Source organism: Flavobacterium ajazii (assembly GCF_010614725.1).
In the GTDB taxonomy this organism is placed as follows: domain Bacteria; phylum Bacteroidota; class Bacteroidia; order Flavobacteriales; family Flavobacteriaceae; genus Flavobacterium; species Flavobacterium ajazii.
The window spans coordinates 359,032-383,585 of sequence record NZ_JAAEHL010000003.1; the positions used below are offsets into that span (position 1 = coordinate 359,032).

Below are 24,554 nucleotides of genomic sequence, written 5' to 3' on the forward strand. Positions count from 1 at the left end.
ATTGTTTAAACTAATTCACTGGCATTACGCAAACTATCTTTAAAACGTTTTTTTTTACAAAATAAAGTGTACCTTTGCGCCCATTAAAAATCACAGATGGAATCTATTAGAAACATTGCAATTATTGCCCACGTCGATCACGGTAAAACCACTTTGGTTGATAAAATTATGTATCACTGTCAGTTATTTCGTGAAAACGAAAACACAGGTGATTTAATCCTGGATAATAACGATTTGGAGCGTGAGAGAGGTATCACAATTACTTCTAAAAACGTTTCTGTTCAATATAAAGGAACAAAAATCAATATTATCGATACTCCAGGCCACGCCGATTTTGGAGGTGAAGTAGAACGTGTATTGAACATGGCCGATGGTGTATGTTTGCTAGTTGATGCTTTTGAAGGTCCAATGCCACAAACTCGTTTCGTTTTACAAAAAGCGATCGATTTAGGATTGAAACCTTGCGTGGTTATCAATAAAGTAGATAAAGAAAACTGTACTCCAGAAGAAGTTCATGAGAAAGTTTTTGATCTAATGTTTGAATTAGGCGCTACTGAAGAGCAATTGGATTTCCCTGCTGTTTACGGTTCTGCTAAAAACAACTGGATGTCTGATGACTGGAAAGTTCAAACGCAAAACATTGAGCCATTATTAGACATGGTTATCGCAAATGTTCCAGCTCCTAAAGTTTCTGAAGGTACTCCACAAATGTTGATTACATCTTTGGATTTCTCTTCATTTACAGGTCGTATCGCTATTGGTCGTCTTGAAAGAGGTATTTTAAAAGAAGGTATGCCAATTTCTTTAGTAAAAAGAGATGGAAAAATCATCAAATCTAGAATTAAAGAATTACACACTTTCGAAGGTTTAGGCCGTAGAAAAGTAGAGCAGGTTGTTGCTGGTGATATTTGTGCTGTTGTAGGTATTGAAGGTTTTGAAATTGGTGATACAATCGCTGACTTCGAAAATCCAGAAGCTTTACAAACTATCGCTATCGATGAGCCAACAATGAGTATGTTGTTTACAATTAACGATTCTCCTTTCTTTGGTAAAGAAGGTAAATTTGTTACTTCCAGACATATCCGTGAAAGATTAACAAAAGAGTTAGAGAAAAACTTAGCGATGAAAGTTGGCGAAACTGATTCTGCTGATAAATTCATGGTTTTTGGCCGTGGTGTACTTCACTTGTCAGTTCTTATTGAAACAATGAGAAGAGAAGGTTATGAACTTCAAATTGGTCAGCCACAAGTTATCATCAAAGAAGTTGATGGTGTTAAATGTGAGCCAATTGAGGAATTAACTATAGACTTACCAGAAAATCTTTCAGGTAGAGCGGTTGAATTCGTTACTATCCGTAAAGGTGAAATGCTTTCTATGGAAGGTAAAGGTGAGCGTATGATCATTAAATTCAACATTCCATCTCGTGGAATTATCGGTTTAAGAAACCAATTACTTACTGCTACAGCTGGTGAAGCTATCATGGCACACCGTTTCATTGGATACGAACCATACAAAGGAGAAATTCCTGGACGTAACAACGGTTCATTAATCTCTATGGAAAACGGAAAAGCAATTCCTTACTCTATCGATAAATTACAAGATCGTGGTAAATTCTTCGTTGATCCAAATGAGGATATCTATGAAGGTCAGGTTATTGGAGAAAACACTCGTAGCGACGATATGACTGTTAACGTTACTAAAACGAAAAAACTTTCTAATGTACGTTCTTCCGGAGCTGATGATAAAGCCAGAATTATTCCGGCTATCAAATTCTCTTTAGAAGAAGCTTTAGAGTACATTCAAAAAGATGAGTATGTTGAAGTTACTCCAAAATCTCTTCGTTTAAGAAAGATTTACTTGAGTGAAACTGATAGAAAAAGATATAAAATCTAATTCGATTTTAAATCTCAATATAAAAATCCCAAATTCCAATTTTTTAGGAGTTTGGGATATTTTTTTAGCTTTGTTTTAGAATTTGGAATTTAAAAAATTGAGATTAAAAGAGTTATCTTTTTAAACTAAAATGCCCTTTTGCTTCGCGGCCATCTTGAAATTTTGCAGTATACCAGTAATCATCAGCAGGTAATGGACTTCCCTGAAAGGTTCCATCCCAGCCTGATCCAAAAGGCGAAATTTGGTTAATTAATTTTCCGTATCTGTCAAAAATATAAATTATCGATTTAGAATAAAAATCTGCACTTACACCTTGTACATTCCATGTATCATTATAACCATCTCCGTTTGGGGTAAAAAATTTCGGTGCTCCAAGAACTGCAATCGCTTTTTCAGCAATACCGCATCCATTCAAATCTTTGATGTAAATTGTATGAAAGCCCGCAGTAACATTTTCGAACAAACCGGAATCCTGGTAAGGCCCATTTGAATCCGTAATACTATAAACATAATTTCCCGGACCTGTTACATCTACCATAACGGAGTTATTAGTACTTAAATCCCTAATTTCAACATCTTTAATTTCAGCCATATTGGATGCCGCTACTTTTATAGTACGGATTCTCGAACAATTACTTGCATTTTTTACTTCAACACTATAAACTCCTTCTTTATTTACTTCTATCGAATAAGTAGTCGCCCCAGAAATTACATTACCATTCAAATTCCATTGATACGAATAATTATTTATTGATGTGCCATCATTAATACCTGCTTCAAGCTTCACCATAAACTCAGGCAAATTAATACAGACTATCTCATTTTCTAATCCGTTAGCATTTAAATCTATATTTGGAAATGGATTTACTATTAAATTAAAATTCACAAATCCGAAGCAATCGTTCGATAACGAATTTTCTATTCTTGCCCATATTTTTTGATTATTTGGATATCCGATATTTCTATAATTTGAAATATTGGTAATCGCTAACGAATTTCCTGAAATGTCTGTTTCAGCCAGAAAATCTGCCTCATTTTTGTAATAACTTATCGTATAATTTGATCCTAAAGCTGGAAGTGCGTTTTTGATTTGCTGTGTGACACTACTAAAATTAAAAGCGGAAACACCATCTGTATCTGTACTCACACCATCTACAAAATCGTCGCATAAATTATAATCTGCAATCTGAAAAGTAGTCGGCATTTGAGTTACCGAAACCAAAAGATTCAATTGTGAAATCGTAAAACAGCCGTTTGTATTTTCAATTCGTACATAAATGGTTTTATCAGAAGTCCTGTAAGCATATGGATTTGCAATTAACAATGCATTGTCTTTTGATTCTGCTGCTGCAAAAGTGGTATAATAACTGAATTTCTCTAAAGCAGAATTTGCAGAAATATCATTATTTTTCTGCGTGAGATTAAACATCGAAATACCATCTGTATCATCATCACATTGTACTAACGTTACGAGCGAATTAACTGTCGGCAATGCCAATATTGTCAAAATTGCTGCGTTGGAATACAATCCACATGAATTGCCTGTTCGGTTCAAAAACACTCTGTACTGATACGTATCCATAGTTTTCGAAACACCTGAAACTGCCAAGGATAATGTATTTACTCCCGAATATATCGCATTATTAACCAAATCTGCCCAGGTCGCTCCATTATTTGTAGAAACCTGCCATTGATAACCGGAAATTGAAGCAGCAGTTACTGTAAAAATTGTATTTTGTAATTCGCAAACCGATTTATTTTCCGGCTGGTTATCAATAACAATTGATGCTGCAAGTATATAATTTAAGTTTGGAGTTGTATAACCAATTCCGCTTGTAACAATACCGTTTTTATTTACTACTGGAGGAGAAACCGTTCCAAGATAACGATCATTATTAGCATCAATAAATCCTGCTTCTATCACGTCTGAACAAAGATCATTATCACTATCCCATTCAACAAAATTATAAATACCGTCTGAATCCGTATCAGCTATGCTATAATTTAGTTTTCCACTTTCAGGGGTAGTTTCTACAGCATTTGCCAATCCGTTTGAACCAAAATTATTTCCGTCAATTACACCATCCCGATTGGCATCAGCAGCATTACATCCGGATTCGATTAAATCGTAAATTCCGTCATTATCACTATCCAAATCTAAATAATCAGGAATTGTATCATTGTCAAAATCGGAAGGCGTTAATCCGTTCCCATAAACATCATCAATTCCGTCATGATTAGTATCAGTATTAGAAGCTGCTTTTAAATTTATGCCTTTTGCTTCTACAGCATCCGGAATTCCATCATTATCACTATCTAAATCCAACTGATCCGGAATACCTTCATTATCAGAATCTTTTGGAACACAGGCCAAATAAAATTTTAAGGATGTTCTGTTTAATACTGTATCGGAAAGATTCTGATGTTTAAAACTAATCATTTTAGACTGATACGTTAAAAATTTAAAAGTACCCGTACCAGCTGCCAAAGAAACAGCACCATTCAACCTGAAACGAATTTCGAAGGATGAAAATTCAGTTACACCACTTTCATAATATCCATCATAATTGGTATCTATTAATAATTGATTGTTTGGATTTAATACAGTTATCGTTTTGTTGGTTTCTGAATTTACAACATATTCAGCTCCAGAATTCAATAAATCTGAAGTATTTCCAGAAGTGATATAATCCAGTCCAACTGAAACAGGCTGAGCAAAAGTCATGGTATATTTTACCCAATTCGTTTTTCCCGCGGGTACTTCACTAACGAAACTTCCGTCAGGGTTCCCCGAAAAAGGTACGCTACCGGCGGTCATTGAAGTTGTGACTGCTCCTGTAAACGAATTAGCGTATGTGTTAACAGAAATACTATTCGAATTTAAATTGGAAAGATCTATATTCTGATTCCCAAAAGATTCAGTACAATTTGTTATACCGTCCCCATCATTGTCCTGATCTATATTATCATTGGATTTGTCATTATCCATATCTCCAGGACAATCACTAACCGGAATTTCATCTGAAAAATAATCTGTCCCACAAGCTGACAATGTTGCTCTTACTTTATAATATCCCGGTTGTGTTGGCGAATAGCTATTTGAATTAGCTCCCGGAATTTCGACATTATTAAAATACCACTGAAACACATCGAATCCTGCAACTGAACTCACATTTAGCCTAACATTAGGTATGCAGCCTGACTGAGTTACACTTAATTGCTGAAAATTAATTTCCGGTTTAAAGGTAAAACCCGAATAATACCCTCCAAATGTTGCCGCTCCATCGCTCCCATATGCTGCTAAGTATAATTGAGATGTCGAAAAAACGGATACGTTTCCAGTAAGACCTGTTAGAACATAACATTCATATTCAGTATTTCCTGTTACAATAGTTGGACCTAAGACTTTTACTTTTGTTGGCAATGTGGCCAAAGCATATGGAACACCGTCTATTATAAAATTTAAATCTGAGCCTGTTTTAGTAGTAAGAGTAACCCTGCCTGTAAAAACACGATTTCCAACTGATTCAATAGATGGAATATTATCTATAGATTTTGGAGTCTGACAGCTTAAAGGCGGTACAAAAAACATTTCCTGATTGGCTTCATCCTGTCTTAATGCGTCACCCACACTTTGATAAGCAAAAATATTTTTATCAGAACGTACATATAAATTTCCCTGAGAATTGTAATCTGAACCTAAAAGCGTAACGTACTCCCCCGCATTAATGGTATAATTTGAAGTTGCAGAACCATTTAAAAATATTTCGGTATTATCTTCATGTGCAATTAAAATCACTTTTTCTAAATTCACAGAACCTGTACTTTTAATAAAAATATAATCGGTACCGGTTCTTTCTGCCGAAACAATCTGATCAAAGCCTAAATCTATATTATTACTTAATTCGCCATTCGATCCCGCAAAAGAACCACAGTTTACAGCTATAGGCTTGTTAGAAGAAATTAAAGCCCCAATCAATGCGTCATTATTAGCAGCAGTGGGGCCCTGCACCGCAATAGTATAACTCTCACCACTATTTAAGGTTACACTTGGAGCTGAGTTTCCGCTTATAGCATTATTAATCAAAACTGCTCCTGTTTTGATATTGGTAAAATTAACTACCGTATTATTTTCTGTTGCCAGTACAGATGCAAATGTTAAATGCCTATCCGAATACCCTCTGTTTAATCTATTAGTAAGACCGCTAATCCTGAACTGGGTCCCTAATGCTGCCAAACCTTTAGAAACTATCTCACTGGACTGATTCCCGGTTCTGTCAATAATCCTTACTGTTGCATACACGACATCCGAAGCTTCAATAGTATAACCCCGGTTCGATTTAATAATACTAGCTTCTGTCTGGTCTAAAACCAATTGATTTACATTGTGCGTATTGATGTTAAAAATATAAGGAGTATCCCTTGAAACTGTTCCGGTAGTAATTGAACCTCCAATTTCGTTAATACTAAAATTAACAGGAGTCAGACTTGGAGTAGAAATATAAATATACTGTTCGCCAACAGGCACACCACTTGAAGCCACTACAGGCGGAATATAATGAGTTTTACTAAATTGTGAAAAACTCAAAAACGGCAGTAATAACAGTGAAAGATATAAACGTATATTTTTTAGCATTTTTAAAAGTAATAATTTTTGTATTACTTTTAAAACTAAAATAATGTTTCTGATTCAGACAGTGCTAAAAAGCACTATATCATCACAAAAAAACTATAAATCCCTATTTTTTAATATTTTATACGAAAAGAAAACAAATAAAAATATCCAAATCAATACAATCAAAACTGAAAAATAACTAACACTATAATCTTTAGCATTTTGAATGCCTATTTGATTTCCGATAGTTTTTACAACAGATAATCTCGAGAATGGTTCAACAATTAAATTTGACATCGCCTCTAAAGGAAAAAATTTTGTAATTGTATAACCAATTGTACTTTCGGGAAAAATTTTAAAAATTAAAAGGCCTTTTACAATTCCTTCCAGAATACTCCAAACCAAAAGAAAACCTAATGCAAAAGCAGATCGTTTTACTAAAATCCCCAAAAACAAACAAAAAGAAAAGAAACCTGTAAGTTTTATAAAAAACGCCAAAAGATAATCCAAATCACTAAAAACAATATCGAATTCTGTATAAGATGAAAAACAAAATCCTAAAATCAAACTCATTATAAAAACATAAACAGTTGAGCCAAAAGCAAGAAATACAACCGTTAAGAATTTTGATAAAATAAATTCTTTCTTGCTTAAACCATCAATCAAATTTTGTTTTAAAGTCCCGTAACTATATTCATTTGCCGTCATAGAAACAATCACGATAGCGAGAAAAAACTTGAGCCATGCAGCAATATAAGTATTAAAATGCCAGATAAACGGAAAATTAAAAATCCCCATTTCAGCTAAATGAAATTTAAAAAATCCGATATCAAATTTGACAGAAGCAATTAATGCAATAAAAGAGAGCAAAATAAAATACGTCAGTGTCAATATTTTACTGGCTTTATTTTTCCATATTTTCTGTAATTCTATAGAGAGAAGTCTATTCATGGCCGGCTTATTTTGAAGGTGCATTTTTGGTTAATTCTAAAAATTGAGCTTCTAAACTGTTTTTGCGTTTTACCAAATGACTTAGTATAATGTTTCTTGAAAACAGAAATTGGTTTAATTCTGAAGCTGACAATTCTGACTTTAAATAAACTAAAACCTTTTCTTCCTCTTCCGCAATTCTATCGATTGCAGGATGCTCATTCAAAACCGATTTCAAAGTTTCAATATCTTCTGACTGAACTTCAAAGAAACCTTCATTTGCCGACATTCCGTCAACAGAACCGGAATACAGCATCTCCCCTTTTCGTAAAACCACAACATGCGAACAAACTTTTTCGACTTCATCCAATAAATGAGATGCTAGTAAAATTGTGGTTCCCTGCGAAGCAATTTTTTTAATAATATCCCGAATCTGATGAATCCCCTGAGGATCTAAACCATTTGTAGGTTCATCCAGAATTAAAATTTCAGGGTCATTTAAAAGTGCAGAAGCAATTGCCAGACGCTGCTTCATTCCGAGCGAAAAAGTACTGAACTTACTATTCTTTCTTTCAACCAAACCAACTAAAACAAGTTTTTCATCGATTTTAGAATAATCAATACTTTTGATTTTGCAGACCAGTTTCAAATTTTCTTCGGCAGTCATATAAGGATAAAAATTAGGTCTTTCTATGATAGCGCCCACTTTTTTCAAAGCTTCATGTGTCTGCATTTTTCCACAAAACCAACTGTAATTCCCTGATGTTCGTTTTACAACGTTCAGAACAATTCCTAAAGTGGTCGATTTTCCGCTACCGTTCGGTCCCAGAATACCGTATACCCTTCCTTTTTGTATTTCAAAAGATATATTTTTCAGAGCTTGGATCCGCCCATATCGTTTATGAAGATTCTCAATTGTAAGTATGGTTTCCAAATTTATTGAGGTTTTAGTTTTTAGTAAGACGTTTCAAGCTTGCTTTTGTTACTTCAAAATATAAATTAATGTAAATTTGCATATAAAGATATAGAAAATGAGCGAGCCTTTAATGCTGTTAAAAAAGCCTTCTTACCCTCTAACACAGCCACTTTTAAGTTATCTGGAGCGATATGAGAGAATCTCCAAAGTTTCTGTATTTTATGATGACTTACTGCGCTTTTCAGGTTCTATAAACGTCTATGATAAAAACGATGCCGACACATTATGGATCAGGGTTTACTATAACGAGTTTGAGAGAAATGAAATTGACCTAAATCTGAAAAAAATCTATTCGCTTCTGCATTCTGACGGGAACAGCGAAATTATTCAGTACCTCAATGTTGATGCAATTGACTATTGTACTTTTGGAAACTCAAAACCTTTCCGAATCAAAGTCCGAAATATCCTGAACGACAATTACGTTCATTTTTATATCAAAAAAGCCGATGCTTCGAGAATTTACGGATTGGAATTAGAAGATATTCTTTCACCTGATAAAATCAACTTTTTAGTATACAATGATACTTTAATAGAAGAACATATTATTGGAATTCCCGGCGATGTTTTTATGGATACTTTACTGGACAAATGTACTGAAACAGAAAAAGCACAAATTGCAAAAGAGTTTGTAAAGTTTAATGAGCGCTGTATGATTCGGTTGTTGGGCGATATGAGAGCGTATAATTATGTAATTGTCCCGATTCATGATTTTGATCAGGTGGTTTATAAAATTCGTCCAATCGATTTTGATCAGCAATGCTATGAAGGTAATTTTAAAGTATATCGTCCTCAGTTTTTCAAGGAAAATTACCCAATGATAAAATTAATTAAAGACAAACTGGAAGAACGTTCCATTTTTCAGTATAAAGATGAGGAACGTGCTATTTTGGCTAAACGAATCCATTCTGCTGAAAACAGAATTAAAAAATTACTGAATATAATGTGTCACGATACTATTTCAACAGAAGAACATTTGAATCAGCTAAAAATGGAATTATACCGTTATACTAATGATATGAAATTTAAAAACGCAAAATCAATGGGACACATCATGCATGCTGCCTTCGAATTTATAACGCGTAACTTTAAAAACACCAACTTGGTTTAAAAAATAATTTTATGAAAAAGTCTTTTCTAATAATCGTTTCCATTGCTTTATTAGCTTGTCAGCAACAGTCTAATACCGATTTAAAAAAACTTTATTCGCTTCCTAAAAAATTAAAAGAAGTTTCAGGGATAACCTATTTTCCAGAAACCAATACGCTTTATACTTTGGAAGACAGCGGTAATAAAAATGCTATTTACGCAATTAATTCTCAAGGAAAATTAGCTAAAACTATTACTATTTCAAATGCAAAAAATGTAGACTGGGAAGATATTACCAAAGATAAAAGCGGTAATATTTATATCGGAGATTTTGGCAATAATGACAATGAACGCAGGGATTTATGCATTTATAAAGTCAATAAAAATCAATTAAATAAAGAAACTGCTTTGGCCGAATATAAAATTTCATTCTCCTATCCGGAACAAAAAGAGTTTCCTCCAAAAAAAAGAGAACTGTTTTATGATGTGGAAAGCTTCTTTGAACAAAACGGCTATTTTTATCTTTTCACCAAAAACCGAAGCAAAGGTTTTGACGGGACGGTATTTATTTACAAAATCAAAAATGCTTCAGGAACTCAAAAAGCAGTTAAAATAGGCGAATTTAAAACCTGCAACAACTACAATCATTGCGTTTTAACCAGTGCTACTATTAGTCCGGACGGTAAAAAAGTAGCATTGTTAAGTCACGATAAAATTGTTTTATTGAAAGGCTTCAAAGGAGATTTATTTCATAAAGGTTCACAGACAGAGGTAAATTTAAATCATTTTTCACAAAAAGAAGCCACGGTTTTCAAAGACAACAATACATTACTTATCGCTGATGAAAAAGCCGATAAAATTGGCGGAAATGTCTATGAATTTAAACTTTAAGTAACCTGAAATTTTAAGTTGCTAAGATCCTGAGATACTAAAAAAACTTAGAGTCTTAGCAACTAAAATTAAAAACTATACGCTGCTCCAAAAATAACTCTTCCCGGTTCATCAGGAGACTGGAAATAAGAGATTCTGGCAGTTACTAAATTGATTGCATTCAGCCATAATCCGCCTCCGTAATCCTGATGCCATTTTCTTGAATTTTCCCCGTCAAGCCAGATTCTTCCGTAATCAAAACCTCCCAGAATCCCGTACGTCATTGGTACAATTGTACGATTGATTTTCCCAATACTGAGTCGTAAATCACTGCTTTGAGAAAAATAGGAGTTTCCTAAAAAACGCTCGTTTCTATAGCCTCTCAAATCTGTATCTCCTCCTAAAAAAGCACCATGATAAAAATCAAAATTATTATTCAGGATTGTTTTTCCTTTCAAAAATGTAGCTAAAACTAATTTCCCGTTGTGATCAATTTTATGTGTAAATCCTAAAATACTTTCAATAGTTGGGAAATTTTGGTTGGTTTCAGTTAAGTTCGTTACCCACATTCCCGAAATCATAAAATACATTCCCAGAGTTGGTTTTGCTGTAAAATCAGAATTTCTAAACGCATATTTCACTTTCAAACCTCCGTAAGTCTGGCTATCAAACACATTCGGATTTATAATGCCCGGTATATCAATAAAACGATTTTCCGTTTCTTCAACTGTCAAACGCTGAAAAACTGGCTGTATGCTAAATTCACTTCCAAAACGCCCAACATGTCTTACTGCTCCGGAAACAGTAAACTTTCTAATACGGACTCTGTTGTAATCCATTCCAAATTCGTCGTCATTATTTTCAGTTTCATTCCCGTATCCAAAATAGTTCATCGCAAAATTTGGCGTTGTATACTGCGATTCAACATCAATAACCCATTTTCCTAATAATCCCGGAAAATGTGCTGCGTAATTAAATTCTAAACCACCAGTTGCAAAATAATAGAACCCGTTTAAAACGTGACGCTGTGTATAAGGATTTTGTTTGAAATTATTGACTGTATAATTTAAATTGACACCCAGTTTTACCCCATCATCCGGATTATAACCAATATTTGGAAGCCCTGCTATAACATTGTATTTTGGTTTTTCATAATTATACAAATTGACGTCATAATCATCTGTAAGCTGGGTTTTGGTTTTTGAATCTAAATTATAGGTATTTGCTTTTGATTTAAAATCATACACAATCACCTTTTTACCGTTTTCAATAGTATAGGTATCATTATTTTGACCACCAATCAAACGAATTTTAATATTGGATTTCGAATCTCCTTTTACTTCAAAAACGTCATTATCATCAAGACCATAAATCCATAAGTTTTTGGTTTTATCATCGGTTACTGTTTTGGTATAAACTAAATCATCCCCCTCTTTTTTAACTCTGAAAACCTGAACTTCTATGCTCTTTTTTGCATTATGATTGATTACAAATTTATCTTTTTTATCAGTTCCAGCCAGCATTACAGTTCGGCTTAACACATCTGAATATTTCGAAGCATATTTTTGAAGGTCTTTTTTTCTGCTTTTTAATTTCTGTTTGATGTCTTCAACTGTTTCGTCCTGAACTTCTTTTGGCATGTTTTTAAAAGCAGCGTCAATATCGGCATCCGATAGGTTTTCCTGAATATATTTAGCCTGTTCTATCCAGTCTTTTTCTTCAGCTGTTCTTAGAAAAGCCAAATCCATCGGATACGGCTCTCTTCCCAGCCATTTTACATTGATTTTATTTCCTTTAAAAGTACGCATGTGACGAATTGCCGGAATATTCATTATAAGTGAAAGCAAAGCTCCGTCATATTTTACAAAAGCCTGATCACGATCACGCGGAATTGGTTTGTAAACAACCTTATCTCCTTTTTTATATTCGCCCCAGCGCCACTGATCGCTATGCCTGTCCCAATCGCCAATTAATATATCAAACAAACGCGCTTTGATGTATTCTTTTTCATCAACTGTATATTTTTCATCCTTATGAAGATTTTTCATCATATCATCAGTGCTGATAATGTTTGATGGATTCCCAAAATTTTTAGCATCCAGATGATTGTCAGCCGGACGTTCTTCAACCATATACAACTGATCTCCGAAGTTTGAATTAAACTCTTTCAACCCGTCCTGTTTCGGAATATAATATAAAGTCGGATTAGTATGTGAAAGTCCTATCTGATCAGACATACTCGCAGTTACAAAAGATGCGTATGGATGAGACGTGGTATAAAAATCATATAGAAAACCCTCAGTATAAGTTTCCTTAAAATCATTTACAATATATTGATCTTTAAAAGCAACCGACTGCAAAAAAACAGTCGCACTTTTTTTCATCGCTCTCATTATATACTCACGCCCTTGCGGATCTGACATACGCAACGAAACAGATTGGTGTCCTCCTCCTTCACGAATAGGTTTCAAACCACCTTTTAAAGTATCTACAGTGGCCGTTCTGACTTCAATTGGCATGCTGTAATATTTTCTGTAATGATTCCCGAACAAGAATTTATGAAAAAGACTTTTTCTGGTCATCTCTGGAGAATAAATTGAAGTTTTAATCGTTGCCGGAAAGTTGTTCGGGATATTAGAAGCCCAGTTTATCTCCTTTGCTTTTATGATTTCATGTTCAAAAAGCTTTTTTTCCTGATTATTTTCGTTTCCAAAGAAAGCCACTTTTGCATCTCCGCTTTTGTATAACGTTAATGTTGCATAACCATTCCCTCCATACGAAAAATCAGTTGCATTTATTGCTCTTGCAGCTTCAGATTTTGAGCCGGCACCACTAATAATCTGATTGATATTTTCTTTGCTGATGTACTGCAGATTATGATCATGACCGGAAACAACGATTACATTTTTCTGCTTTTGAAGCAGTGTTTTAATTCGTTTTGAATAGATTGTATATTGTTTATTTTGAAGATCCTGTGGATTCGCACCGGAAGTTTTTCGAAGTAAATTGATAAACGACCCAATAACCGGAAGCGGAATCTTTTTCTCCAAAGGAAATAATTGTTTTTCCCACGAAAATTGCCCGCCGTGTGTTCCGTTACTCATCAAAGGATGATGAATCGCCAAAACCACTGTTTTCTCCTGATTTTTATTTAGAATACTTTCCAGTTCGTCAAAAAAGTCTTCTCTGGTTTTAATATCACAATTATCATTCATAGTTGGATGATTATCCCAGTCTTCAAGAAACCATTCACTATCAACAGTAACCAATGTTGTTGTACTGTCAATTTTTACATCTTCGATAGGACAAGCTTTTCTGGGTAAAAATGCTTTTTTATCATTCAGATATTTAGTCACATAATCAGCCTGACGTTCCAGGCCTTTGATACCGCTGTACCAGTCATGATTTCCGGGAATAAAGATTGTTTTCCCTTTAAAACCTTCTGATAATTTAAGCTGATTGTTTAGTTTTGTTTCAGCTAAGGCTTTGTTTTCGGTATTTTTATCACTTGGAAAACCTTTAGGATAAATGTTGTCTCCCAAAAATAACAAAGTCGCTTTTTTACCCGACTTTTTAAGTTTTTCATGTAATAATTCCAATGTTTGCTTTGCCTGTTCTTCATCAGCATTTCCGGCATCACCAACTAAATAGAAAGTATGTGCAATTTTTATAGTATCTGTTGCGTTTTGTGTTTCGTTGGCACTCACATTTTTTCCATATTGCGCTTTATGCGTCGCACACGAAATTATAAGTAAGGTAGTGATTATTGCTAAAGAAAAACTTTTAATAGCAGTAACAAAATGATTATCCAAAAACAATTTCATAATTTAGTGGTATAAAATATTCTTTATGAATCTAATAGAACAATCCGAAGATTTCGTCAGTAATTTACTCAAAGATAAACTATCTAATTTATATTCTTATCATAATTTCAACCATACTTTTACAGTCGTAAGTGCTGTAAAAGAGCTTTGCAAAAAAGAAGAAGTAAATGATGAAGATAAAACAGCTCTTTTGGTTGCTGCCTGGTTTCATGACACCGGATATATTGAAGGTTATGACAACCATGAAAAAGAGAGTGCAAAAATTGCTGAAACTTTTTTAAAAGAAAAAGGGCAATCGGATGAATTTATAAAAAGTGTTTCCAGTTTGATTTTGGCAACGATCAAAGACTATGTCCCTAAAACACATTTAGAAAAAATCATTAAAGATGCTGATTATGCTCATTTAATGGGAACAGAATATGCAACTACCTGCGAATTGCTTCGCTTGGAACTTAAGAACACTGGCATTGTCAACTTCACAAATTCAGAATGGACAAAGGAAAACCTGAACTTTTTACTCAACAAACATCGCTTTTATACCGATTATGCTTTAAGAAAATGGCAGCCTTTAAAAGAAAAAAACCTGATTCTTCTTCAGAAAAAAATAAGCAAACAGGAACTCAAAGCTTCCGCTGCAATTGAAGCAGAAAACAAAAAAAAGGACAAAACTGAAAAACCAGATCGTGGTATCGATACTTTGTTTCGTGTTACATTAGGAAACCATACACGATTAAGCGGTATTGCAGATAGCAAAGCCAATATTTTATTATCCGTAAATGCAATTATTATTTCGATTGCACTTTCATCTATTATTCCAAAACTAGACAGCCCGAAGAATGCACATTTAGTTGTTCCTACTTTTATAATGCTCATGTCCAGTGTAATTACAATCATTTTTGCGATTCTTTCAACAAGGCCAAAAGTAACATCCGGAATTTTCACACGTGACGATGTCGAAGCCAAAAAAGTAAATTTGATGTTCTTTGGAAATTTCTATAAAATGCCTCTTGAAGATTATGACTGGGCGATGAACGAAATGATGAAAGACCGTGATTATTTGTATTCAACCATGATAAAAGATTTATATTATCTGGGACTGGTTTTACAACGAAAATACAATTTGCTTAGAATAGCTTATAACTTTTTTATGTTCGGAATTATCATTACAGTAATTGCGTTTGTAATCGCTTTTAAATCAATTTAAAATTCAAAACATATTTAGATTGACAGCCTTGTTAAGACATCAAAGTCTATGTTTCTATATGTTAAAAAGAAAAAGCTCAACTTTTAGTTGAGCTCGTCTAACAAATCCTGATAAGTAATTTTTTTCGATTTAGAATTTTTTACGTTATTAATCACTTTTACACGTATCGCTTTTAAACCAGAAACACCTTGAAGATCTTCAACTTCAAATTGTTCAATTGCTGGTTCCAGGATTTTTTTGTGTTGTAAATATTTAATGTACTTTAAATACTCTGCTTCTTCACTGTTTTGAGAATAAACGATTGTAATTTTTTCTTTTTCAGTAATACGTTCGTCTGTTCCTTTTATATGCGATTTATCGATTCGTTTTTTAACAACTTCATATCTTGCATTATAGGTTCCATCAACATCAAAACGTTTTTCATCCATTCTAAAACGAATAGAGAGTGGCGAACTGAAAACCAGAATCAACGATGTAACATCCAATTCGTATGGTAGCGATTCTTTTAATTGATGATGCTCCAATTCCATTTCGCATAAAGTCTGCAACTGCCATAAACGCAGATTGTGCAGGTACATAATATCAAAAGGTTTGGTTGGCGAAATCGAAGCTCCGATATACAAATTATGTTCAACGCCATCCGTTTTAAAACGCTCATAATAATGCGGATAAATCTGTTGCGCTTCAACTTGTTTTTTATCCAGAACCGAAGCCAGTTTTTTATTGATAATCGACATAGCGTTATCAAACTTCTTTCTTTCCTGATAAAACATTCCTGTTTTTTCGTCCAGACTTTCAAAATACAATTCTTCTAACTTTTCGTTTTTAGCATTACTTTTGGTGTTTTTCAGAATAGGATGAATTTCTTCTTCAATATAGCGCTGAATATGCTGCTCCATATCTGCTTTAAGCGGAAAATCTAATTCGCTTCTAAGCGATTCCAGTTCAAATTTTCTTTGTTCTAAAAGAACCAGATTCGAATTTGGATCCTGATTTTCGAAAATTTCTAAAAGAGCCGTTAGTTGGTTTTTTAAATCGCTTTTTACAGTCTCATTTCGATGCTCAGATGAACCTTTAATATCGATTTGACCATACAAAGGGAATACATTCTTAAACACAATTTCCTTAAAAATATAATCTTTTGTATAATTCATATTTTGGAAATAATTCTGAGATTCTTTTCTAAATTTCCAATAAACGCTTGGGTGTATCGTTGTATATTCGCGCTGAATAATTGCCTCAATCTGATGTTGCATATCAGTATTATAACGATCAATAGTATCTGTTAAATATGGCAAAACCAATTCTAATTTTGTTGCATTAACACTATTTAGTTCTCTGGCATTTTCAGAAACCAATTCGATTACACCTAATAAGTGACCATCTTTTGTTACCGGAGCAAAAACACAGCTTTGAATTCCTTGTTTCAATAAATGTTCTCCAAGTTTTTTATTCGAAGATTCTTCAATAAATTTATTGACATTCGAAATTACAAAAGGTTCATTTTTATTGAGAAGATTTTCAAATGAACAGCCAAAAAAGCCATTTTTACAGTCAACCTCCTGATCAACCTGAAGTAAAAAACTTGTAATTTGTTTATCAAATTTAATAGGTCTAATAAATTTTTCTTCTTCAGGGTTATAAATAATAAAACCAACTCTTAAACTCGGAATTTTAAATATTGATCTGAAAATATTCTCCAAAACATCATTTGAATCGAGTTTTGTAGAATTTGGTTTTAATAGATTACTCTTTAAAGTAGAAATAGAACTTTCTGTAGTAGCATCAAAAAGAGAAACGATTCCGAAACCTTTTAAAATCCAGCTTCCCGGAGGAAATTTAGATTTCCACAAATTAATATCATTGTAATTATCAATCAGTAAATCGATATCTTCCTGAGTCAGTTGTACAGATTTATCAGTTGGAGTAATCTCCATAAAATCGGCATTATACAAAATGCGATAATGTCTTTCTACACCTTCTTCGTCAGGAATATCATAGAAAAATGGTTTATTGAAATCAATATGCTGATTGTAATAATAACTAAGAATCAGACAACAGTTATTGATGTAAAATTGATGATCATCAAAATCACGAATTTCCATGTAAAATTCATCTCCTGCATTTTTCAGAATTTTTTTAAATCGTTCTGTATAATTAAAAGATATGTTTTGAAACGGAATGGTTACGGCTTTAATTTCGTTATGAGTTAAAGCTGTCGGGAATAAATCTGCTAATATATTTTTTATTAAACCTTCGTTATTCTTAATAATGGAGTAATCCTGAATTCCGGTTCGTAATTCAGGTATAGATTCAATTTGCTTTAAAATTGCCTCAGCATAATTAGATCGGTAATCAACATCAGATAAAGCAATTTCTTCAAACGACTCAATCAGTTTGTGAAATGAGATTATAGTAAAGAAAGGACTTTCTTTAAACAAATGAGTATCCATCTGAAATATAGTTTTAGAATACAAAATTAAACATAAATTAAGAATCAGAGCTAATTTCCTCATTTCTTTCATTCATGACACAATAGATTTCTATTTTGAAAACAGTCCTGTTTATTGGGATTTATACTATTTAACAAAAAATTAACTTTATAAATAACGGAACGATCGTTCCGTTATTGTATCTTTGCTTCATATTAATTGAATAATCAATAACTTTAAAAGAATTTAAAATGAAAAATTTAGAAAACAAAGTTGCTATAGTAACTGGAGGAAACAGCGGAATTGGATATGCTGCTGCAGCAGAATTAGTATTAAAAGGTGCAAAAGTAATTGTAACAGGCAGAAACAGAGAAGCTTTGGTAAAAGCCGAAACAGAATTAAACGTTACCGGAATTATTGCAGATCAATCCGATTTAAAATCAATTGATAGTTTAGTAGAAGAAATAAAAACGAAATTTGGAAAAGTTGACATCTTATTCCTTAATGCCGGAATTGCCGCTTTTGCTCCAGTTGATTTAGCTACAGAAGAACATTATGACAGTATTATGAATGTGAATGTAAAAGGAGTCTATTTTACAGTTCAAAAAGTATTGCCAATTTTAAATGGTGGAGGTTCTATTATTTTTAATACTTCGGTAAATGCACAATTAGGAATGCCGGGTTCAAGTGTATATGGAGCAAGTAAAGCAGCAGTTTTATCTTTAAACAGAATATTTGCAGCAGAATTGGCATCAAGAAAAATTAGAGTAAATGCAGTTTCTCCTGGTCCGATTGAAACACCTTTATATGGTAAAGTCGGTTTAGAAAAAGAAGAAGTAGAAGGTTTAGGAGCTGCTTTAGGAGAAAAAATTTTGTTGAAACGTTTTGGACAAGCTGCTGAAGTTGCAAAAACAATAAGTTTCTTAGCTTCAGACGATTCTTCATTCATTACAGGAACAGAAATTGTTATTGATGGCGGACTTACTGTAAATACAGTATTATAATTTTTTTGACTAATTCAGGAACGATTGTTCCGTATTTTTAATATCTTTGTAAAAGAATTTAATTTGAATCTTATGGCTAGAACGAAAGAATTTAATGAAGATCAGGCTTTAGATAAAGCTATTGAAATATTTTGGCACAAAGGCTATAACGGAACATCTGCCCAAGATTTAGTAACCCATTTAGAACTAAGTCGCTCTAGTTTGTATGATACTTTTGGTGATAAGCAAAAACTGTTTTCAAAAGCATTAAGAAGATATCAAAAACAAGGAGAGGATAATATCGAAAAACTTTTAGATGAATCGACTGATATAAAAGCAACACTTACGATAATCTTTAAACAAGCCGTTTTAGAGAGTCTTGAAGACAGAATTACAAAAGGTTGTTTTATGGTAAACTCTGCTGTAGAGCTTGCTATGCATGACGAAGAAATTGCTAAGATTGTAAGCGACAACAGAAAAACCATTGAACAAATTTTCTTTAAAGCGATAAAAAAAGGACAAAATTCCGGACAGATTTCAGCTCAACAAGATGCCAGAATCTTAGCCCGATTTATTTTTAATAATTATTCAGGAATAAGGGTTTTAGCCCGCGCTGGCGAAAAAGACAAACAATTTTATGGCGACATACTTAAAGCTATATTTTTCATTTTTTAAGAACTTAGCAAACAGTCAAATCAAAAAAACTCAATTACACTTTTGTAATTGAGTTTTTTCATTTATAAAACAATAAAAAAAATAACCATTCTCTTTCTTCATTAATTTGATAATTAATTAAAACAAAAAAAAGTCCTCAATTGAGGACTTTCATATATCTGGTAAATTGTTTTTAATTACAATTTAGCAACATGTTTAGTTAACTTAGACTTCAGATTAGAAGCTTTATTATCATGAATGATGTTCTTTTTAGCCAATTTATCAATCATAGAGATTACAGTTGATAATTTTGCAGCAGCATCAGATTTGTCTGTAGCTAATCTTAATGCTTTGATAGCATTACGAGTAGTTTTGTGTTGGTATCTGTTAAGAACTCTTTTCTTTTCGTTACTTCTGATTCTTTTTAATGCTGACTTATGATTTGCCATTTTCTTTTAATTTTAGATGTAATAATTATTATAAATACTAGTTAAAAAAGAAAAACCTCCCACAATTATTAACAATTACTTTGGTTTTAACTAATAAAACAAAAACCGAGACACCAATTTTCATTTTACAAAACTTATTTACAACTAATTTGTAGTCCGTAGGGGAATCGAACCCCTGTTACCAGGATGAAAACCTGGCGTCCTAACCCCTAGACGAACGGACCTAAATTCTCCTAAGTTTGGAAACTTTTCAATATGTAATATAACTTGTAGTCCGTGGGGGAATCGAACCCCCCTTACCAGGATGAAAACCTGGCGTCCTAACCGATAGACGAACGGACCCTGCTTCTGTATTGCGGATGCAAAGATACATCTATTTTTTATTTGCGCAACACCTAATGCAAAAAAATATATTTTTTTTTAATAAGCCTTTGCAAAAAGCACTCTTTTAGAAGATGGTTTCCCAGTAAACACACAGGTTCCCGCCTCTTCAACAGCATCTAAAGGAATACAACGAATCGTTGCTTTTGTTAAATCTTTTATCTTCTCCTCTGTTTCAGCAGTTCCATCCCAGTGAGCAGACAAAAAGCCTCCTTTAACCTCTAAAACTTCTTTAAATTCTTCAAAATTATTCACTTGTGTAATATGACTATCACGATAGTCAAATGCTTTTTTAAATAAATCGTTTTGAATCTGTTCCAGCAAATCATTTACATAATCCACGATTTTATCTCCCTGAACAACTTCTTTCGTCAAATTATCACGTCGTGCCACCTCAAAAGTTCCATTTTCTAAATCTTTTGGACCAACAGCAATTCGAACAGGAACACCTTTCAATTCCCATTCAGCAAACTTAAATCCTGGTTTTTGTGTTGTTCTATCATCAAACTTAACCGTGATCTTTAATTTTCTCAATTTAGCCGTTAATTCATTAACTGCTTCTGCAATTTGAGCCAATTGTTCATCTGTTTTATAAATAGGAACAATAACAACCTGTATTGGAGCTAAATTTGGAGGAAGAACTAATCCTTGATCATCTGAATGCGTCATAATCAACGCTCCCATCAAACGAGTAGACACTCCCCAAGAAGTCCCCCAAACATGTTCCTGTTTACCTTCAGCATTCGCAAACTTAACATCAAAAGCCTTTGCAAAATTCTGACCTAAAAAGTGAGATGTCCCTGCTTGTAATGCTTTTCCGTCTTGCATTAATGCTTCAATACAATAAGTTTCATCTGCACCTGCAAAACGTTCTGTTTCGGTTTTCAAGCCTTTTACTACTGGAATTGCCATGAAATTCTCTACGAAATCAGCATAAACATTCATCATTTTTTCAGATTCTTCAATAGCTTCCGTTTTTGTAGCGTGAGCAGTATGCCCCTCCTGCCATAAAAATTCAGCAGTTCTCAAGAACAAACGTGTACGCATCTCCCAACGAACAACATTTGCCCATTGATTAATCAATAAAGGTAAATCTCTGTAAGATTGCACCCATCCTTTATATGTAGACCAAATAATCGCCTCACTTGTCGGACGAACAATAAGTTCTTCTTCTAACTTTGCATTTGGATCAACCATTAGTTTTCCAGGCTTATCCGGATCATTTTTCAATCTATAATGTGTTACAACAGCACATTCTTTTGCAAATCCTTCAGCGTTAGTTTCTTCCGCCTCAAACATGCTTTTAGGCACAAATAAAGGAAAATACGCATTTTGATGTCCGGTTTCCTTAAACATCCTGTCTAACTCTGCCTGCATTTTTTCCCAAATAGCATAACCGTACGGCTTGATCACCATACATCCTCTAACTCCTGAATTTTCAGCTAAATCCGCTTTGACAACCAGCTCATTATACCACTTGGAATAATCTTCTGATCGTGTAGTAAGGTTCTTACTCATATTATATAGTTTGGCACAAATTTTGTTTTAAATAATTTTAACTAAATAGTTTGACAAAACTAACTATTTTTGTAATGTGCAACAATAAAAAACACCACAGATATGAAAACTTCCACCTCCTACCGCCAAAACTCAGGTTATTTTTATGCAATTGCATTACTGGGTTTTCTATTAACATCTTGTGGCTCTTACCAAAACTCTTCTTATCACGATAACGACGGAGTTTACGGCAATTCATCATCCACTTACGTTCAACAAACAAACTCTACAAACAATCAGTATAAAGATTACTTCAAATCGCTGCAAAACGACGGACAGCCAACAGAAATTTTTACTGATGTAGACAGCTATAGCAACTATACTGAGAACGACAGCACTCAAACTTCAGCCACAGCTTATCCGGCTTGGGGAAGCTCAAGTTCAGAAGTATCAGTAAACATTTACTCAGATCCTTACTGGTCTATGGGATTTGGTTTTGGATGGGGATATCCATATTACGGCTATGGCTGGGGTTATCCATATTACGGATGGGGATATCCGGGATGGGGCTACTATCCTGGTTGGGGTTATCCGGGTTACTGGCCAGCTTATGGTTATGGATACAACAACTACTCCTATAGTTATGGAAGAAGAGGTTCTGCCTCTTACTATGGTGGAAGAAATTATGCTTCTAACAGAAGTTATAGCACCAACAGAAATTACACAACAAACAGGAACTATACTTCTAACAGAAATTACACCACCAATAGAAGCTACACCACCAATAGACAAAATAATTTTTCAGATTACAGAAGAGGCTCTTCTATAAACAGCAGAACATCAAGTCCTACTTTTACAAACAGAAGCAGTTCTGCTCAAAACAATAGCTACGATTATTCAAGAAGATCAAACAGTACAAATACAAACAGAACTTATAACTACAACAACAGTAGTAGTAACTCATCAAGAAGCTATTCAACACCAAGTTCTTCATCTTCCCGTTCGTACAACAGTAGCGGCGGAGGCGGAAGCATGAGATCATCCGGTGGTGGAGGTGGCGGTGGAAGATCGTACGGCGGAGGCGGTGGAAGAAGGTAACATTTTTCCTTCTTCAGCGTATCTAATTACACATTAAAACTCAACCAAAATGAAAAAAATATTCTTCCTATTTATAACAGGACTAACTGTCAGCGTCTCAAATTCTCAGGAAATCTCAGATGCTATGCGGTATGCGCAGGACAATATAACCGGAACTGCCCGTTTTAGAGCCATGAGCGGTGCGTTTGGAGCGCTTGGAGGAGATTTTTCTGCTTTGACAGTGAACCCTGCCGGATCTGCTATCTTTTCGAACAATCAGATTGGAATTACTTTTAGTAATCAAAACATTAAAAACAACTCTAATTATTTTGGCACACCAACAAGCGACAAGGAAAATTCTTTTATTCTAAACCAAGCCGGAGCCGTTTTTGTTTTCAAGGATCAAAACCCAAATAGCAACTGGAAAAAAATTACTATTGGAACTACGTATGAAAATACCGGAAACTTCAACAATAATATTTTTTCAGCCGGGATCAATAGATACAATTCCATAGACGCCTATTTTTTAGACTTTGCTGATGGAGTTTCCCTAAATACATTACAAAACGTTCCTTATAATAACATGTCATACAGACAACAGCAAGCTCATTTTGGATATGAAGGATATGTTATAAATCCCGTTAATCCGCTTGACGATGAAAATACACAATATGAAACCAACGTTCCTGCCGGAGGTAATTACGAGCAGACAAATGAAATTTACACAAGTGGCTACAACAGTAAATTAGGTTTTAATATCGCTGCCTCGTACAAAGACCGTATTTATTTTGGAGCAAACTTAAATCTTCATATTACAGATTACAGAAGAACCAGCAATTTTTATGAAAGAAACAGCAATGACCTTGAAGCAACCCCAACCATCTCTGATCTACGTTTCAATAATAATTTATACACCTACGGAAATGGATTTTCTTTTCAATTAGGAACTATTGCAAAAGTAACCGATGCCCTCAGACTTGGAGTTGCTTACGAATCAAACACATGGTACCATCTGTATGACGAAATTTCACAAAGCTTATATTCTACCAGACAAGCAGCGGGACAATCGGAAATTTACGAAAGCGTAAACCCGGAAATTATAAACGTTTACGATCCTTATGATTTACAAACCCCTGAAAAATTCACATTCAGCGGTGCGTACATATTTGGAAAATCCGGTTTAATTAGTGTCGACTATTCTATCAAAGATTACGGAAACACCAAATTTAAACCAACAAATGACTCGGGATTCAGACAGCTAAACAGCAACATCAATGACCAGCTAACTACAAACAGTGAATTACGCATTGGTGGAGAATTAAAAATCAAGCGATTAAGTTTACGAGGAGGATATCGTTTTGAAGGAAGCCCTTATAAAGACGGAAAAACAATTGGAGACTTAAACAGCTACTCTGCAGGTTTAGGATATAATTTTGGATCAACAAAATTCGATTTGGCTTATTCCTATACTGAAAGAGATTCAACCCAACGATTTTTTGAGGCCGGATTATTTGATGGAGCGCCAAACATCACTTCAAAACTTAACAATGTTACATTTACCTTATTATTTGAATTGTAATTAAAAATCAAAATAGATGATTGAAAATTTCCGTCTGGTCTTTACCCGGCGGTTTTTTTTTAGCCCTGATGGAAGCGACATCCTTTTGTGGTGGGGTTCACCAC

The 24,554-nt window shown here is 33.9% G+C and carries 15 protein-coding genes and 2 tRNA genes; 8 read left to right on the forward strand and 9 right to left on the reverse strand.

Going from position 1 to position 24,554, the window contains the following annotated elements; translation table 11 throughout:
• The first annotated feature begins 96 nt into the window (after positions 1–96).
• Entirely contained in the window at positions 97–1,893 is a 1,797-nt protein-coding gene (gene typA / locus GWR14_RS07055; protein WP_163408329.1) for a translational GTPase TypA, read from the forward strand.
• 112 nt (positions 1,894–2,005) lie between these two features.
• Here typA and GWR14_RS07060 read toward each other — a convergent pair whose 3' ends face one another.
• From GWR14_RS07060 to GWR14_RS07070, 3 genes are all read right to left on the reverse strand, one after another.
• Complete coding sequence (locus GWR14_RS07060) at positions 2,006–6,529, reverse strand: T9SS type B sorting domain-containing protein (RefSeq protein WP_163408330.1); 4,524 nt, start codon at positions 6,527–6,529, stop codon at positions 2,006–2,008.
• A gap of 93 nt (positions 6,530–6,622) precedes the next feature.
• Complete coding sequence (locus tag GWR14_RS07065) at positions 6,623–7,459, reverse strand: ABC transporter permease (RefSeq protein ID WP_163408331.1); 837 nt, start codon at positions 7,457–7,459, stop codon at positions 6,623–6,625.
• Between the two features lie 7 nt (positions 7,460–7,466).
• Positions 7,467–8,372: an ABC transporter ATP-binding protein gene (locus GWR14_RS07070; protein WP_163408332.1), complete on the reverse strand. Its 906-nt coding sequence runs from the start codon at positions 8,370–8,372 to the stop codon at positions 7,467–7,469.
• A 97-nt stretch (positions 8,373–8,469) separates the two neighbouring features.
• Here GWR14_RS07070 and GWR14_RS07075 point away from each other — a divergent pair, with 97 nt between their 5' ends.
• Together GWR14_RS07075 and GWR14_RS07080 are read left to right on the forward strand one after the other, a co-directional pair.
• Entirely contained in the window at positions 8,470–9,522 is a 1,053-nt protein-coding gene (locus tag GWR14_RS07075) for a hypothetical protein (protein ID WP_163408333.1), read from the forward strand.
• Between the two features lie 11 nt (positions 9,523–9,533).
• Positions 9,534–10,391 (forward strand): SdiA-regulated domain-containing protein, encoded by an 858-nt coding sequence (locus GWR14_RS07080; protein ID WP_163408334.1) that lies wholly within the window; start codon positions 9,534–9,536, stop codon positions 10,389–10,391.
• A 68-nt stretch (positions 10,392–10,459) separates the two neighbouring features.
• Here GWR14_RS07080 and GWR14_RS07085 read toward each other — a convergent pair whose 3' ends face one another.
• Positions 10,460–14,194: a metallophosphoesterase gene (locus tag GWR14_RS07085; protein WP_163408335.1), complete on the reverse strand. Its 3,735-nt coding sequence runs from the start codon at positions 14,192–14,194 to the stop codon at positions 10,460–10,462.
• Between the two features lie 25 nt (positions 14,195–14,219).
• Between GWR14_RS07085 and GWR14_RS07090 the strand changes: the two genes are divergently transcribed.
• A complete protein-coding gene (locus tag GWR14_RS07090) occupies positions 14,220–15,398 on the forward strand; it encodes a Pycsar system effector family protein (RefSeq protein ID WP_163408336.1) in 1,179 nt (392 codons plus the stop codon).
• Positions 15,399–15,481: 83 nt separating this feature from the next.
• Here GWR14_RS07090 and GWR14_RS07095 read toward each other — a convergent pair whose 3' ends face one another.
• Positions 15,482–17,851, reverse strand: a complete 2,370-nt coding sequence (locus tag GWR14_RS07095) for a GAF domain-containing protein (protein WP_163408337.1) — start codon at positions 17,849–17,851, stop codon at positions 15,482–15,484.
• 230 nt (positions 17,852–18,081) lie between these two features.
• On the opposite strand from GWR14_RS07095, the gene GWR14_RS07100 reads away from it, so the two are divergent.
• Both GWR14_RS07100 and GWR14_RS07105 read left to right on the forward strand, forming a co-directional pair.
• The gene (locus GWR14_RS07100; protein ID WP_163408338.1) at positions 18,082–18,834 is read left to right on the forward strand and encodes an SDR family oxidoreductase; all 753 of its coding nucleotides are present in this window, start codon (positions 18,082–18,084) and stop codon (positions 18,832–18,834) included.
• A 24-nt stretch (positions 18,835–18,858) separates the two neighbouring features.
• Complete coding sequence (locus GWR14_RS07105) at positions 18,859–19,488, forward strand: TetR/AcrR family transcriptional regulator (RefSeq protein WP_246236297.1); 630 nt, start codon at positions 18,859–18,861, stop codon at positions 19,486–19,488.
• A gap of 176 nt (positions 19,489–19,664) precedes the next feature.
• Here GWR14_RS07105 and rpsT read toward each other — a convergent pair whose 3' ends face one another.
• The 4 genes from rpsT to proS form a co-directional block, all read right to left on the reverse strand.
• Positions 19,665–19,916, reverse strand: coding sequence for a 30S ribosomal protein S20 (rpsT, locus tag GWR14_RS07110; protein ID WP_091492106.1), 252 nt, complete (start codon positions 19,914–19,916; stop codon positions 19,665–19,667).
• 152 nt (positions 19,917–20,068) lie between these two features.
• Positions 20,069–20,140: transfer RNA gene (locus tag GWR14_RS07115), tRNA-Glu, on the reverse strand.
• Between the two features lie 46 nt (positions 20,141–20,186).
• Positions 20,187–20,258 (reverse strand) — tRNA-Glu (locus GWR14_RS07120).
• Positions 20,259–20,336: 78 nt separating this feature from the next.
• Positions 20,337–21,815: a proline--tRNA ligase gene (proS, locus tag GWR14_RS07125; protein ID WP_163408339.1), complete on the reverse strand. Its 1,479-nt coding sequence runs from the start codon at positions 21,813–21,815 to the stop codon at positions 20,337–20,339.
• Positions 21,816–21,917: 102 nt separating this feature from the next.
• On the opposite strand from proS, the gene GWR14_RS07130 reads away from it, so the two are divergent.
• Both GWR14_RS07130 and GWR14_RS07135 read left to right on the forward strand, forming a co-directional pair.
• Entirely contained in the window at positions 21,918–22,892 is a 975-nt protein-coding gene (locus tag GWR14_RS07130; RefSeq protein WP_163408340.1) for a hypothetical protein, read from the forward strand.
• A 49-nt stretch (positions 22,893–22,941) separates the two neighbouring features.
• A complete protein-coding gene (locus GWR14_RS07135; RefSeq protein WP_163408341.1) occupies positions 22,942–24,450 on the forward strand; it encodes an OmpP1/FadL family transporter in 1,509 nt (502 codons plus the stop codon).
• Positions 24,451–24,554 lie beyond the last annotated feature (104 nt).